This window comes from Acinetobacter sp. 1124_18A, from assembly GCF_052824995.1.
In genome coordinates this window covers 19,982-33,816 of record NZ_VTDF01000004.1, presented here as the reverse complement: position 1 = coordinate 33,816, position 13,835 = coordinate 19,982, and the positions used below count along the sequence as shown (strand labels likewise).

15 protein-coding genes are annotated in these 13,835 nt (G+C 36.9%); 8 read left to right on the top strand and 7 right to left on the bottom strand.

What is annotated here, in order from left to right:
- Positions 1 to 128: 128 nt before the first annotated feature.
- A complete protein-coding gene (locus FY048_RS10065; protein WP_446091181.1) occupies positions 129 to 659 on the bottom strand; it encodes a CHAP domain-containing protein in 531 nt (176 codons plus the stop codon).
- A 139-nt stretch (positions 660 to 798) separates the two neighbouring features.
- Between FY048_RS10065 and FY048_RS10060 the strand changes: the two genes are divergently transcribed.
- Positions 799 to 1,170: a transposase gene (locus FY048_RS10060; RefSeq protein WP_446091031.1), complete on the top strand. Its 372-nt coding sequence runs from the start codon at positions 799 to 801 to the stop codon at positions 1,168 to 1,170.
- Positions 1,171 to 1,193: 23 nt separating this feature from the next.
- Positions 1,194 to 1,430, top strand: coding sequence for a hypothetical protein (locus tag FY048_RS10055; protein WP_446091030.1), 237 nt, complete (start codon positions 1,194 to 1,196; stop codon positions 1,428 to 1,430).
- Positions 1,431 to 1,615: 185 nt separating this feature from the next.
- Here FY048_RS10055 and FY048_RS10050 read toward each other — a convergent pair whose 3' ends face one another.
- The 3 genes from FY048_RS10050 to lpxO all read right to left on the bottom strand — a co-directional run bounded on the left by FY048_RS10050 (position 1,616) and on the right by lpxO (position 3,783).
- Positions 1,616 to 2,659, bottom strand: coding sequence for a DUF1311 domain-containing protein (locus FY048_RS10050; RefSeq protein ID WP_446091029.1), 1,044 nt, complete (start codon positions 2,657 to 2,659; stop codon positions 1,616 to 1,618).
- Positions 2,656 to 2,778 carry a hypothetical protein gene (locus tag FY048_RS10045; RefSeq protein WP_335972915.1) on the bottom strand — a complete coding sequence of 41 codons (123 nt, stop codon included), beginning with the start codon at positions 2,776 to 2,778 and terminating at the stop codon, positions 2,656 to 2,658. The genes FY048_RS10050 and FY048_RS10045 overlap by 4 nt, the downstream gene beginning before the upstream one ends.
- 90 nt (positions 2,779 to 2,868) lie before the next feature.
- Entirely contained in the window at positions 2,869 to 3,783 is a 915-nt protein-coding gene (lpxO, locus tag FY048_RS10040) for a lipid A hydroxylase LpxO (RefSeq protein WP_446091028.1), read from the bottom strand.
- Between the two features lie 577 nt (positions 3,784 to 4,360).
- On the opposite strand from lpxO, the gene fadB reads away from it, so the two are divergent.
- Both fadB and fadA read left to right on the top strand, forming a co-directional pair.
- A complete protein-coding gene (fadB, locus tag FY048_RS10035; RefSeq protein ID WP_446091027.1) occupies positions 4,361 to 6,514 on the top strand; it encodes a fatty acid oxidation complex subunit alpha FadB in 2,154 nt (717 codons plus the stop codon).
- A gap of 12 nt (positions 6,515 to 6,526) precedes the next feature.
- Entirely contained in the window at positions 6,527 to 7,699 is a 1,173-nt protein-coding gene (gene fadA / locus FY048_RS10030) for an acetyl-CoA C-acyltransferase FadA (protein WP_004640802.1), read from the top strand.
- A gap of 44 nt (positions 7,700 to 7,743) precedes the next feature.
- Here the strand turns inward: fadA and FY048_RS10025 are convergent, their stop codons facing one another.
- Positions 7,744 to 8,235: a hypothetical protein gene (locus tag FY048_RS10025; protein ID WP_446091026.1), complete on the bottom strand. Its 492-nt coding sequence runs from the start codon at positions 8,233 to 8,235 to the stop codon at positions 7,744 to 7,746.
- A gap of 247 nt (positions 8,236 to 8,482) precedes the next feature.
- Positions 8,483 to 9,130: an RBBP9/YdeN family alpha/beta hydrolase gene (locus tag FY048_RS10020; RefSeq protein ID WP_446091025.1), complete on the bottom strand. Its 648-nt coding sequence runs from the start codon at positions 9,128 to 9,130 to the stop codon at positions 8,483 to 8,485.
- 71 nt (positions 9,131 to 9,201) lie between these two features.
- Between FY048_RS10020 and FY048_RS10015 the strand changes: the two genes are divergently transcribed.
- Positions 9,202 to 9,567: a MerR family transcriptional regulator gene (locus tag FY048_RS10015; RefSeq protein ID WP_080026191.1), complete on the top strand. Its 366-nt coding sequence runs from the start codon at positions 9,202 to 9,204 to the stop codon at positions 9,565 to 9,567.
- Positions 9,568 to 9,588: 21 nt separating this feature from the next.
- Here the strand turns inward: FY048_RS10015 and FY048_RS10010 are convergent, their stop codons facing one another.
- Complete coding sequence (locus tag FY048_RS10010) at positions 9,589 to 10,347, bottom strand: hypothetical protein (RefSeq protein WP_446091024.1); 759 nt, start codon at positions 10,345 to 10,347, stop codon at positions 9,589 to 9,591.
- A gap of 177 nt (positions 10,348 to 10,524) precedes the next feature.
- Here FY048_RS10010 and FY048_RS10005 point away from each other — a divergent pair, with 177 nt between their 5' ends.
- From FY048_RS10005 to FY048_RS09995, 3 genes are all read left to right on the top strand, one after another.
- Positions 10,525 to 11,226 (top strand): DsbA family oxidoreductase, encoded by a 702-nt coding sequence (locus FY048_RS10005; RefSeq protein WP_336165802.1) that lies wholly within the window; start codon positions 10,525 to 10,527, stop codon positions 11,224 to 11,226.
- Positions 11,227 to 11,586: 360 nt separating this feature from the next.
- Positions 11,587 to 12,729, top strand: a complete 1,143-nt coding sequence (locus FY048_RS10000) for a hypothetical protein (protein ID WP_446091023.1) — start codon at positions 11,587 to 11,589, stop codon at positions 12,727 to 12,729.
- Positions 12,730 to 12,853: 124 nt separating this feature from the next.
- Positions 12,854 to 13,756 carry a selenocysteine synthase gene (locus FY048_RS09995; protein ID WP_446091022.1) on the top strand — a complete coding sequence of 301 codons (903 nt, stop codon included), beginning with the start codon at positions 12,854 to 12,856 and terminating at the stop codon, positions 13,754 to 13,756.
- Positions 13,757 to 13,835: the final 79 nt, after the last annotated feature.

Here is a 13,835-nt window from a genome sequence, read left to right as displayed (position 1 = left end):
GCAGACATGGCTTAATACTGAATACCTAATGTGATGTTTTCAACCTTAGTTTTCAAGTGCTTTACTGTGCCAGAAGCCAAATTTGGAAACAGATTTAGATATGTCCCGACAAACTATGTCGTACTTGCTTAAGAATCGAGACGATAGTAGCTATATTTAACGTCTTTTTCTTTATAGACCGCATAGGTTTTTTGGCGAAAATCTGAGAACCAGCCATTCCCTGTATACCCCGCAATATGACCATATGTGTGGCCACTCGTCCGCTCAATAATATAAATATCGCCTTCTTGAGGGCGATTAAAAGCAGGTTTAATTTTCTTATAACCGTTCTTCTCAAGCGTATGCCCCCAGTCTGAAGCTGCTACTGGATGCTTAGACACATCGGCGCCTGCTGCTTGTAAAGCAATACGAATATTCTTGGCACATTTCTCTTTACTATGGTCGGCAGACATACTTTCAAGCTTACTTGAGAACTTATGCAAATTAATATTTTGATCTTCAGATTGATGACTTTTCGTATCAGATTTTTTATGCTTTTCAGTCGTCGAAGCTGTTTGTCTTAACATCACTTTCATTTTTAAATCATCTTGAGAGCTTTCTTCTTTTCTCTCTTCGATATGATGAACATGTGCATGAACTGCGTGATGAGCATGAGCCATTTTAAAACCTACTTCCGCTAACCAGTCTTCGAAAAAACCGCGCCATTGTAGAATCAAAATTGCTCTTTGGTTTTTAATAGTTGTAACAAATTGCCAGCACTGTGAAGTGAGTCACAAAATTTAATAAAGGTTAGTTTCCATGAATACTAAAGAATTTGTCAAAGAACTTAGAAATACTATTTCAGATGAATATATCGATACTTATAAACAGATTTACTCATCTACTTTAATCGATAGTAAAATTAAAGAAGATCCCTACTGGTTTGATGCTCTCACTTTTTATCAATCTTTATCTCAAAAAGATAAGGAAACCTTATTTAAAATCATTAAACAGACTACTATTGATACTACAAGTACAATTTTAGGTATTATTGATGGTCCTGTGAGCTTAAATCAGATCTCTGGTGACTTTATGCTGACATATACAGAAAATGAGAAGACAGTAATTTTAAATGGAGATCTACAGGATGAATTCCTTACCAAAATAAAAGAAAAAGACAGATCACAATGATATATAACGAGGGAAATAAAATTATGAGATTAAAACAAAAGTTTATTTATAAAAACTCAAAAAATGAGAAAATCAAATTAATACTCGAACCTTGGGCAGAAGAATATAATATTGAATCAAATTCTGAAGTAGAGATCATTGTTGAAGGCGATATAGAAAAAGGGTATTTAATGATTGAGTCAGAGGTAGATCGTATTGTCATCTATGGTTGGCAAGGAAGTCTTATTCAAGTCTTCAAAAATGGTAAACTTATTGACTAATAATTTATTCCTTATAACAGGCTATTTTAGCTTAAAAAAACGCCCTTTCGGGCGTAATAAAACTATTTATTTATCTATAATTACTAGGTCAAAGATTCACTTACAAAATCAGAATACTTGCCTGCGATTGGTCAATCCTATCCATTTTAAATACGATTGACCAAGTATTTATAGAGAGTTTCAGCTTAATTTAAATTATTTAAATAAACCGTTCGCTCTATAGTTTTTTGGATAAAGCACTGTGTATATTGCATCTCTTGGTTTTGCTTACTCATTTCAGCAGTCCAGTAATTCGATTGTTTCTGATAAGTTTCTAAATCTTTTTCAGGAATGTCATCAACACTTTTTTGTGCTAGTACCTTACACTCGACATCACGTTTTTTAAACCAGTCCGATTGATCTTGTTTAAATTGAGTTTTTTTCTCAGCACTCAATTTATCCCAAGTCTGATTTAAGCGTTCCACTTGCTTAGCTTTGTCGCTATCCAATTCTTTTTTACGAACATCCATGGCTTCCTGAGCTAAAGAAGTCTGCTCTTCATTATTTTCCTCAGACATTTGTCGATTTTCTTCAATATTTTCTTCAATCAACTCATTTTCTTTAACATAAGCTGCATATTGCACAGCTTTGGTTGCAACAAAAACCACTCCTTCAATCACAGTATTTTGACTTGGCAAATTAAATACCAAACCCTCTTTATCTGTTTTTGTGATGTTATAGAAAAAATCACCTTTTAATTGATCATTTTCAAGGGTCAAAGGTGAATCATTATCCGAAAAATAATCATTGAGCGTCTCCGATTCTTCATTAGAATGGCGCAGTACTTCAATATATGCTTTTTCCGCACGTTTTTGTAAACCTTTAGGAAATGAAATGACCAATTGGCTTTCACAACTTAATTGCGTATTTTTTTGACTATCGTCTTCTAAAGGTAAAGTGCGAATATTTTTAATTTCAAACTTCAAACCTTGATTAATTTTATTAAGGATATCCTCATCAACCTGATATTGACTTTGTCTTAAACTGCGTTCGATTTGTTTCAAATACTCTTTTTTTAATGAGGTTTGAATCTGATTCAAATTCTCAGGATGCGTACAGCTCCAATCCGAAATTGTCTCAACTTTATCTGTTTTTGATTTTGGTTCTGGCTTAGATTTTCCACATCCAGTCAATATTACTGCTGCACTGAATGTAGTTATTACTAAAGCTTGTTTCATCACCGTATTCATTTATATTCCACACAAATTTTTAAATTTATCAAGTACAAGAAAGGCATATATTTACCAGTCGCATTATCATCCCAATAATTAATATAAAATTCACCTAAAATTTTAAATAAAAAAACTATCCGCTCTAATAATCATCTTTTTAAGTGCGGAAAAGTAAATGCAAATTATTTAAATAATCAAAACAAAAAACGCCCTTTCGGGCGCTTTAATTAAAATATATATGGACGAACAAAAATCAGGAAGAAAATTCCCAACATCACAAACCATTTTAAGAAGTAATATAACTTACGGTTTTTGGCTTTCAGTGCTTTGGCTTTAATACGAATTTGGTAAACATAACCAAAAGCTTTATTTAAAGCACCTGTTTGGTCACCTGTTTCATTCGGAGAACTTGCCGCTGTCATCACACTCCGACCAAACCAATGATTGAAACGTTCCATCCATTTCACTTTCATTGGACGTTCAACGTCTGCAAAGAAAATAATACGGTTTTGATCTGTCTTATTTTCAGCATAGTGAATATAGGTTTCATCAAACACGACACTTTGACCATCTCGCCAAGAGTATCTTTCACCATCAACATCAATAAAACAACGGTCATCATTTGGTGTAATTAAACCCAAGTGATAACGGAGTGAACCTGCATATGGATCACGATGTCTTACCAAACGGCTGTCGGGTGCAAGTTCGGTAAACATTGCGGCTTTAATTGTTGGCAATGTTTTAAGCAGTGCTGTGGTTTTCGGGCAAAGCTCCGCAGCAGACGGATGACTTGATTCGTACCATTTTAAGTAAAAACGCTTCCAACCTGTTTTAAAGAACGAGTTAAAACCTAAGTCATTATATGTACTTGAAGCTTTGATCCCACCTTGATCATATAAAGCTTTCGCTTCATCACGAATCATTTCCCAATTTTCATCCAACACTTTTAAATCTTTAAAATGCTGAGTGTCGATATAAGGCTGATTCGGCACCTTTGAAAAGATGTACATTAAAAAGTTAATCGGTGCGAGCAAGGTTGAATGGTCAAAAAATTGACGATAAAACGAGTGACGCACTTTACCGCGATGTTGGATATACAATGCTGATACCACGAAAATCGCTAATATGATCCACTTAATCATATTGCTACTCTTTCAAAAAAATGGGGGGCAACCTCACCTTATATTTAAGGCAATAGAAACCGGAAGTTTATGTTAGTTAGCAAAAAATATTAACAAAATTGACTTATAAAAAGCCAATACAAAAAATTAAGTTAAATAATAGACCTTAGATTTTTTTATGAAAAATAAAACAACATACGATATTTTTCCAGCATGTTAAGAAGTTAACACTTGTTGTTATTTTTATTCATTCTTTTAAGGTAAAAACTGAACAATTGACTTTTTTGACAAAAAATTAACTTTTGAATTTTCATAATTTTTATATGAAAGCTTAATAATTCGAGAGCTTTATAAATAAAAATTTAAAGCAAAACAAAAGCCTTTGATTAGTAGCTATCTTTATGATTTCTTTTATGCATTTAATACAGATGAATTGAATAATAAATAAGATGACCCTTGCGTCACGGCTTGATACAACTTGTCAGGTTTTTTTTAGATATAGTTATCGTAAGATTAGCGAAGCATAAATGTGTACCTAAGCTGTGCACACGCTTCATAACATCAATTTAGAAGTCCTCCAAAACCAAGGAGATCAGGCATGATCCACGCTGGCAATGCCATTACCGTCCAAATGCTTTCGGACGGAATTGCAGAATTCCGCTTTGACTTACAAGGTGAGTCGGTCAATAAATTTAACCGTGCAACAATTGAAGATTTCCAAGCTGCTATTGCTGCGGTAAAAGCAAATAATGATATTAAAGGCTTAGTTGTTACCTCTGGCAAATCAACATTTATTGTTGGGGCAGACATTACCGAGTTTGGTGAAAACTTCGCTCAAGGCGAAAAAGCGATTGTTGACTGGCTTATGCCTGTTCACGAAATCTTCAATAGCTTTGAAGATTTAGATATTCCAAAAGTTGTTGCTATTAACGGTATGGCGTTAGGCGGCGGTTTTGAAATGTGTTTAGTGTGTGACTATCGTGTGATGTCAGAAGCTGCACAAGTGGGCTTACCAGAAATTAAACTTGGTATATACCCAGGTTTTGGCGGTAGCGTACGTTTAAGCCGTGTTATCGGTATCGACAACGCGGTTGAATGGATGGCAATGGCTGCTCCTAAAAAACCGGCTGCTGCCCTAAAAGATGGTGCTGTAGATGCGGTTGTAGCTGCTGATAAATTACTTGAAGCTGCAACTGATTTAGTGAAGCAAGCAATTTCTGGTCGTTTGAATTGGAAAGCAAAACGTCAAGAAAAACTTGATGCTGTAAAATTGAACCCACTTGAACAAATGATGGCGTTCAACACAGCAAAAGGTGCTGTACTTGCTAAAGCAAATCCTGCTCAATACCCTGCTCCAAAATTATTACTTGATTCATTACAAGCGGGTGCAAGCCTTACGCGTGACGAAGCATTAAAAGCGGAAGCTGAAGGTTTTGCAAAAGCTGCGATTACTCCACAAGCAGGTGCATTGATTGGTTTATTCCTCAATGACCAAGTTGTTAAGAAAACTGCTAAGAAACATGAAAAAGGCGCGCATCCTGTAAACCAAGCTGCTGTACTTGGCGCTGGTATCATGGGTGGTGGTATTGCTTACCAAGCGGCAAGCAAAGGCACACCAATCATCATGAAAGATATTGGTAACCCACAACTTGCATTAGGTATGACAGAAGCGAACGGCTTGTTAACTAAACAAGTTGAACGTAAGAAAATGAAACCTGCGCAAATGGGTGAAACCCTTGCACGTATCCGCCCTACTTTAAGCTACGATGAGTTTAAAGAAGTCGACATCGTGATCGAAGCGGTTACAGAAAATCCAAAAGTTAAAGAAATCGTTCTTGCAGACACTGAAAAGCATGTTCGTGAAAACACGATTATTGCGTCTAACACGTCTACAATTTCAATTACGCGTTTAGCAAAAGCATTACAGCGTCCCGAAAACTTTGTAGGTATGCACTTCTTCAACCCAGTTCACATGATGCCGCTTGTAGAAGTCATTCGTGGTGAAAAGACTTCTGAAGAAGCGATTGCAACTACTGTTGTTCTTGCTCAAAAAATGGGTAAAACACCAATCGTTGTAAACGACTGCCCAGGGTTCTTGGTTAACCGTGTATTGTTCCCTTACTTTGGTGCGTTTGACCTTCTTGTAAAAGATGGCGCAGACTTCCAGCAAGTTGACAATGTAATGTCTAAGTTTGGTTGGCCAATGGGTCCTGCTTACCTCATCGACGTTGTAGGTATCGACACAGGTGTACATGGTGCAGAAGTGATGGCTGAAGGTTTCCCAGACCGTATGAAGCCAGACTACAAAGGTTCAATCCAAGCAATGTACGAAGCTAAACGTCTTGGTCAAAAGAATGACGTTGGTTTCTACAAATACGAACTCGACAAGAAAGGCAAGAAAGCAAAAACTGTTGATCCAACAGCGTATGAAATCATTGCTCCTTTCGTCACTGGTGAAAAACGCGAGTTTGATAACCAAGAAATCATTGATCGCATGATGCTTGCTTTCTGTAACGAAACAGTTCGTTGCTTAGAAGACAACATCGTTGCAACTGCAGCTGAAGCTGATATGGCAATGATTATGGGTGTAGGTTTCCCTCCATTCCGTGGTGGTCCATGTCGTTATATCGACCAAACAGGTGTTGCTGAATACGTTGCGCTTTGCAACAAATATGCACACTTAGGTAAGGCTTATGAAGCGCCACAAATGTTGCGTGACATGGCTGCTAACAACAAAAAATTCTACGGTTAAGGAGCAACGTGAATGGCTACTTTGAATCCACGTGACGTTGTCATCGTTGATGGCGTACGTTCTGCAATGGGTAAAACCAAAAACGGTATGTTCCGCAATGTACGTGCTGACAGCTTATCTGCTGAATTAGTTCGTGCACTCGTTGCTCGTAACCAGTTTGATACCAATGAAGTTGAAGACCTGATCTGGGGCTGTGTAAACCAGACTCTAGAGCAAGGTATGAACATTGGCCGTAACATCGGCTTATTGGCTGACCTACCAAAAACTGTGGCAGGTCAAACGGTAAACCGTCTTTGTGGTTCATCTATGCAAGCGCTTCATACTGCTGCTGCACAGATTGCAACCAACCAAGGTGATATCTTCATTATTGGTGGTGTAGAGCACATGGGCCACGTAGGTATGATGCACGGCATCGACCTAAACCCAGAAGCATCTAAACACTACGCAAAAGCATCTAACATGATGGGCTTAACTGCTGAAATGTTAGGTCGTATGAATGGCATTAGCCGTGAAGAGCAAGACGCATTTGGTGTTGAATCTCATCGCCGTGCTTGGGCTGCAACTCAAGAAGGTCGTTTCAAAAACGAAATCGTTGGTGTTGAAGGTCACGATGCAAATGGTTTTAAAATCCTTTGTGATATCGATGAAGTGATTCGTCCAGATGCAAATCTTGAATCATTCAAAGCATTACGCCCTGTATTCGATCCAAAAGGCGGTACTGTAACTGCGGCTACATCTTCAGCTTTGTCTGATGGTGCTTCTGCAATGTTACTTATGTCTGCTGAACGTGCACAAGCGTTAGGTTTAAAACCACGCGCTGTGATTCGTTCTATGGCAGTTGCAGGTTGTGACGCTGCAATCATGGGTTACGGTCCAGTTCCAGCAACTCAAAAAGCACTTAAACGTGCTGGTTTAACGATGGCTGATATTCAAACTATCGAGTTAAACGAAGCATTTGCTGCTCAAGGCTTATCAGTAATGAAAGGCTTAGGCGTTTATGACAAGCAAGACATCATTAACTTAAATGGTGGTGCGATTGCTTTGGGTCACCCACTAGGCTGTTCTGGTGCACGTATCACCACTACGTTGTTAAACGTAATGGAACAACAAGATACTCAAATTGGTCTTGCGACCATGTGTATCGGCCTTGGTCAAGGTATTGCAACGATTATCGAACGTGTTTAATTAACACCAAGATGAAAAAATCCCCGCTCAATGCGGGGATTTTTTTAATGGCCTTGAAGACCATCTTTAATTTTCTGCTGTAAATCTCTAATATCTTGAATATTCACTTTCATCGTACCCTCACGATAAGCGTCGACATTACTTCGATTAATATTCAAATCTCTTAACATTTCAAAAATACCGTTGGTTGGATCAGAAGACTGTATTCCACCTGCTACCGCTAAAATGTATTGTTGTAAGAATGGAGAAAGTTGAGACAAATCAGGCTGTGCCATAACTGGCTGATAATCTACCGTAGTCATGCCTTCAGGGACTAAAGCATTCTGTATATCGTAATGAGTTTTATACTCACGATGTTGCAGAGCCTGACGCACTTTTTTATCTTCTTGAAATGGTACAAACCCCACCTCTTCACGCAGCTCAGATTCAGCCATAACGCGAATTGTAGGTAACGTAGCGACCTCTTCAGCTTGAACAGTCGGCAACCCTATAAAAGCAAATGCAGCGATCAAAGCTGATTGTTTTAGAAAGTTCATAACTTGCTCCAAAAATCAGTCACCCTATTCAAATTAAAAGATGATGATTAAATTAAAAGTATCTATAAATAGGCTACAACAAAGTCGAATTTGATTCAGTAAGGCTCAGATAAACGGTAAATATAATTAAAAATTTTAATGTAATAGTAAGGTTCTTTTATTTATTAGAAGAGTCCAATTATATAAATGCACTCTATAACTGAGACAAAAGTGTTCAGATTATAGAGTGCGATTTATCTTATAAATTTTATTCCCTCTCTAACATCGCTTTTAAAGAATTCACGACTTGCGGAAATGTTGTATAACCTTCCCGCCCTAAAAAATGACCGCCATTAGGCACTGTAATGTACGGCGCATCAATTTCTTTAGCGAATTGAATCGTAAGTTTAGGCGGAACCAAATCATCGTTATCAGACAAATAAACGAGTTTTTTCTTTATGCGATGAAAGTAACTCGTATCGACTTTGCTTTTTGTTATATAAGCATCGAGTGGAGAAAAATCTGAAATAGGTCCAGAAAATCCGGATACTAAAATCATTCCTCCAATATTTTGGTAATCATGTCTTTGCAAAAAATGCAGTAAAGTAATAACCCCTAAACTGTGTGCAACAAAATAGGTATTTTCATCCACAGTAGGGATATGTTGATCTAAAACCTTTTGCCACGCATCTACATCTGGATGTTCCGAATCTGGAAATGGAATTAAGGTAACGATTGTATGTTCGTCTTCTATCTGATGTTTTAAATCTAAAAACCAGTGATCATCTATAGAAGCAGAGTAACCATGAAGCACAAATATTTGACGCATATTCTTCTCCTGCAGTTCAAGTGTTTTGGCATTTGCAACAAATGACATTAATCCGAATAACACCAATAAAATGAGTTTTCTAATCATGGAACAAGTACCATTTTGAAAGATATAAACATGCTAAACTATGACACCACTGTTAAGGTCAACCCTATTTTATGAACCTTGCCAAAGTTGCCGAACTCACAAAAGTAAGCCCTCGTATGCTGCGTTATTATGAGAGTTTAGGGCTTATACAGCCTCATCGGGCGAGTAATAACTATCGAAGTTATACGCAAAAAGATATTGAAAATATTAAGAAAATTAAAATATTAAATGATGCAGGAATGAATCTAAAAGACATTCAGGCTTTGCTACCTTGTTTTGATTTAGATGAACGCGTATTTACGCTATGTTCAGTAGTTCAAGAAAAGCTGCAAACTGAGCTCATGCATGTGTCCCAGCAGTTAATCAAACTACAATCTTCTCAAAGTTTATTACAATCTTTTTTAAGTAAAGGGAAAGCTGAGAGCACCAATCCATAAATTTTGATGCTCACGTTCAATTTATTCTTTTAAATCTCCCTCTAATGCAGCTACGTTCCTTTTCTTAATTTTTTCAACTTTTGCATTCAGCTTTAAAACATCTTGGTAAAGCTGGTTAAATTTTTTGACTTGAGCATTTTCATGAAAAAGAATCATCTGGTCTTTCTTCTGCCATGGGTAGTTTTTTAGAAGCTTAAACATTTCTTCTGCTTTATCTAAAATTTGTAACTCAATCATAAAAATTGCATGATCTTTATCTGCTTTTTGTTGAGTACCCAATTTCATTTCAAGCAGTTGTCTCATCTCTGCATCGACCGACAATTCTTGAACCTTTGCTAAGAAAGTTTTATGAATTTTTTCATATTCAGTTTGATATTTATCTGAAGCCATACGGACATCAGATAACATCTTCTCGGTTTCTACAAACTTTTGCTTTTTATCAAGATCTAAACGATCAACATTTAAAAAAGTATCCCATTTTGCCGCCTTTAACTCTCTTAAGTATTCATTGCGTGCATTTATATTTTGAATCCAATAACTTAAAAGAAATTCTGAAATTTGCTTATAGTGTCCTGCCAACCGTTTATCGTGAATATTAAGCTCGACAGGTTTAGACCAGTCTTGCGCTTGTTCATAAAGCTGGTTCATTTTTTCAGTCATGACGACATCAAACATTTGACTGCTGTCTTTGGCTTGCTGCTGTTTAATATGCTGATAGGTGAAAAAAATAATGCTTATGACAACAACCAGACTTGCTATCGCAATCAAAACTCGGCGCATACACACCTCCTATTTCCCTTCTTATAGTTTTGCTCTTTATAGTTATAAAATAGAGCTTATTCTTCTTTATATGCCATTTATTTCACAATACGCAACACTGTATTCGCTACTCAAAGCTTTAAATCCTTGTGCATCATCCCTATTATGATGGGTAATTAAAATTTATGAGATTCTCCCATGCGTGTTGATGTCTGGTCTGATGTAGTTTGCCCTTTCTGTTATATCGGCAAAAAACGCCTTGAACATGTAGCTGCTGAAGCAGGTATTGAGCTTGAAATTCACTGGCATAGTTTCGAATTAGATCCTGATGCACCAGCAAAACATGACACATCAAATACTGAGCGTTTGGCTAAAAAATATGGCCGTACCTATGAAGAGATGGAAGAAATGGAGCGCAATATTGCGGCCATGGCTGCCTCTGAAGGTATTGATTTCCAATGGCAAAAGGCGAATTCAGGCAATAGCTTTAATGCTCACCGTATTATCCATCTTGCGCAAAGTAAAGGCTTAGGCAACCAAGCAAAAGAAGCTTTTTTCCATGCTTATATGACCGAAGGTCTGGCAATTGGTGAACGTGAAGTTGTAGAAGAAATTGCTTCTCGTATTGGCCTTGATAATGCCGAAGTTGAATTTGTATTAGATACAAATGAGCTATCTGACTTTGTTCGTCATGACGAAAAGATTGCTCAAGAGCAGTTAAATGTTACGGGTGTGCCATTTTTTGTATTTGATCAAAGAATTGCACTCGCTGGTGCTCAACCACGTGACGTCTTTTTAAAAGTCTTAGAGCAAGCACAGCTTAAAACAAATGCTGAAGCAGTTGAGCAGGATGATGCAGCAGTTTGTAATGATGAATCATGTGATATTCCACAGAAATAAATCAACACAATTGAAAGTGTGATGAAATCGTATGTTTTATCGCCATTTTAGCAATAGAGCGTTCTAAAAAAAGAACTATCTAATTGTTTAAAATCAGTTTATGATTGCTTCTTAGAATATTCGCGCTGTAATGTTCTGTTTTTTATGTGTTTAATGATCGGAATTTGAAGTTTCTTTGATCTATCATCCCCCTTAATTGGGGGATTTTTTTTGGCTAAAAATAATCGCTACTAGCTTAAACTTTTTCATTTATTTCAAATATGTAAAAAAAGTTAAATTTACTTAACTTTTGTGTCGTCCTCTTGATTTTATTAGAAAAATCAACAAAAGTGGAAATAACAACAAAACATAAAGATAGATATGAAAACATTTCACGTAATGCCTTATCGGCAGCTTTTTGCACTTATAACTCTTGGATTCGGTTCGGTATGCATTGCTCATGCAGAAACCACCTCTTCCTCTCAAAAACAGCAAGCAGAAGGTTTGTCATCTGGAGTTCAAACTGAAGTTACAACAGATGAAAATCTGTTAGATCAAATCCCACGGTGGGTAGACGCGACCCCAACCATTTTTCCAGAGCAGTCGAATCAACCTATTGTTCCCCCTACCGAACAAACAGAAGATCAAACATGGGTTGACCGTAAACAAAAGAACATTCGTAATTGGGCCGATCGTACTTCTGAAAAAATTGACAACTGGTTTGGTGAAGTCGATCCACAGAAACCTGCTACAGCAACCATCCGTGTGATGGTCGATAACTATTGGAATGAATACGATAATTTTGAAATTAAACCCAGAATACGAGGCAGGATTAAATTACCGACGCTAGAAAAACGTCTAAGCGTGGTATTTGGTGATGACTCTCTCGATAACGAATTTAATAACAGTCCAGCCAATATTAACCAGAACCCAAATCAAGACCCAAATAAGAAGTTAAATGGTAAACAAACGCGAGATGACAACAGTTCTATTGCTTTACGCTGGTCAGATTTCTCGAAAAAATTGCCTTTTGAAACAGATGCGGACTTAGGTATTCGTTCTGGCGACGATATTTATGTTCGTTTAAAAGCATCGAGAAATTGGCAACTCCGTAATGATTTTAAATTTTATGCTGAGCAAATTTATCGTTATGGCATAGACAGTGAAAACTACTTGCGTACTAATCTAGAACTGACTCATGCTCGCCCAAATCAACCGATTTTATCGAATCAGTTCAGCTTAACTTATGCCGATGATCAAGATGACGATCTAAGTTGGGAAAACAGGGTTTTCCGTGAACATAGTTTCTTTGCAAACAACCGTTTTAACTATGGTATTTATACAGGCGGTTATTACAACGACAATGACTTGCGTTTGAATAGTTGGGGGCCTTTTGTTTCATGGCGCCAACCCGTTTTACGTGAATGGTTCTTTGTTCAAGGAGATGTAAATTACTTTAATGACCACCGTGAAGATCGCAACCATTTCGTCAGCACATTCTTGCGCTTAGAAGCTCTGTTTTAAGTTGCCAAACATCACCTTGGAACCCATCCAAGGTGATGAATAATAAAATACTTTTAAATAAAAATTTAAGCTTAGCTTCTTAAAATATCGTTCTAATTTTTTTGATTCTTTATTATTTTGAACGATGAATCAATTCTCTCCTTTTTCGTTTCAATACAGATCAGCTGTCTTAGTTTGCCTTTATAGTTTAGGCGTATTGGCTTTAATTCCGCATACTCAATTTTTTTATAATTCTTTGAAGCACCAACGTTCAAGGCGACATTCCTACTCATCGAACCAACTCAGCAAAGCAAATAGACTTTCTCTGCCATTTGCACTCTCTCCTTGCGAAATAGAGACAAATAATGCTTTACCCGATATAGCATTAGTTCAAGAGCTTATGGCTGTGTTTGGAAATGATACTTTATGGAAGCGTGCAACCCAGCCTGACCAAACTTATAAAACCTTTGGTAAGAAAAAGAAGAAGAACTCTTCAGCTCAGGTTTCGACAACTAATCCACTGAGTGCAAGTTGGGCTACCATTTCAACATGGATGCCTTTTGAAAATAATCTTGACCTAGGTTCAAACTCAGAAAACGATGTTTATGTACAATTTTTGGCAAAGAAAAAATGGAATTTAAGACATAACTTTAGTTTGGATACAGAACAAGTATTTCGCTACGGCTCTACTAGCCGAAACTACACCGAAACAACGCTAAACTTAACGCAGAAAATGCAAGATAACACTCTTTTTGCTAATAAATTTAATGTGAATAAGAGTGAAAATGAAGATTACAGTTGGGGAAATTGGACTTTCCAGCAATATCAATTTTTAAAGGATAATGATCTTACTTACGGTGTCTATAGTGGTGGAATATATACCAAAAATGACATTCGACTAAATAGTTGGGGGCCTTATATTTCTTGGCGCCAGCCTGTGTGGCGAAATTGGCTTTTTATGCAAAATGACCTTAACTTTTTTAACCATATTGATGATGATTCGAAACATCAACTCAGCGTTCAAATGAATCTCGAAGCTAATTTTTAATCAAAAATTATCAAATTGTGGATAACTCTTTCTTTATCCACAAAAAAAGCCCCTGAAGGTTCAGAGGCTTTTTTTTTAA

Bases quoted from the DNA above. Each gene is read 5' to 3' on its own strand.
- FY048_RS10065 (WP_446091181.1), bottom strand. From the start codon at position 659: ATGGCTCATGCTCATCACGCAGTTCATGCACATGTTCATCATATCGAA.
- FY048_RS10060 (WP_446091031.1), top strand. From the start codon at position 799: ATGAATACTAAAGAATTTGTCAAAGAACTTAGAAATACTATTTCAGAT.
- FY048_RS10055 (WP_446091030.1), top strand. From the start codon at position 1,194: ATGAGATTAAAACAAAAGTTTATTTATAAAAACTCAAAAAATGAGAAA.
- FY048_RS10050 (WP_446091029.1), bottom strand. From the start codon at position 2,659: ATGAATACGGTGATGAAACAAGCTTTAGTAATAACTACATTCAGTGCA.
- lpxO (WP_446091028.1), bottom strand. From the start codon at position 3,783: ATGATTAAGTGGATCATATTAGCGATTTTCGTGGTATCAGCATTGTAT.
- fadB (WP_446091027.1), top strand. From the start codon at position 4,361: ATGATCCACGCTGGCAATGCCATTACCGTCCAAATGCTTTCGGACGGA.
- fadA (WP_004640802.1), top strand. From the start codon at position 6,527: ATGGCTACTTTGAATCCACGTGACGTTGTCATCGTTGATGGCGTACGT.
- FY048_RS10025 (WP_446091026.1), bottom strand. From the start codon at position 8,235: ATGAACTTTCTAAAACAATCAGCTTTGATCGCTGCATTTGCTTTTATA.
- FY048_RS10020 (WP_446091025.1), bottom strand. From the start codon at position 9,130: ATGATTAGAAAACTCATTTTATTGGTGTTATTCGGATTAATGTCATTT.
- FY048_RS10015 (WP_080026191.1), top strand. From the start codon at position 9,202: ATGAACCTTGCCAAAGTTGCCGAACTCACAAAAGTAAGCCCTCGTATG.
- FY048_RS10010 (WP_446091024.1), bottom strand. From the start codon at position 10,347: ATGCGCCGAGTTTTGATTGCGATAGCAAGTCTGGTTGTTGTCATAAGC.
- FY048_RS10005 (WP_336165802.1), top strand. From the start codon at position 10,525: ATGCGTGTTGATGTCTGGTCTGATGTAGTTTGCCCTTTCTGTTATATC.
- FY048_RS10000 (WP_446091023.1), top strand. From the start codon at position 11,587: ATGAAAACATTTCACGTAATGCCTTATCGGCAGCTTTTTGCACTTATA.
- FY048_RS09995 (WP_446091022.1), top strand. From the start codon at position 12,854: ATGAATCAATTCTCTCCTTTTTCGTTTCAATACAGATCAGCTGTCTTA.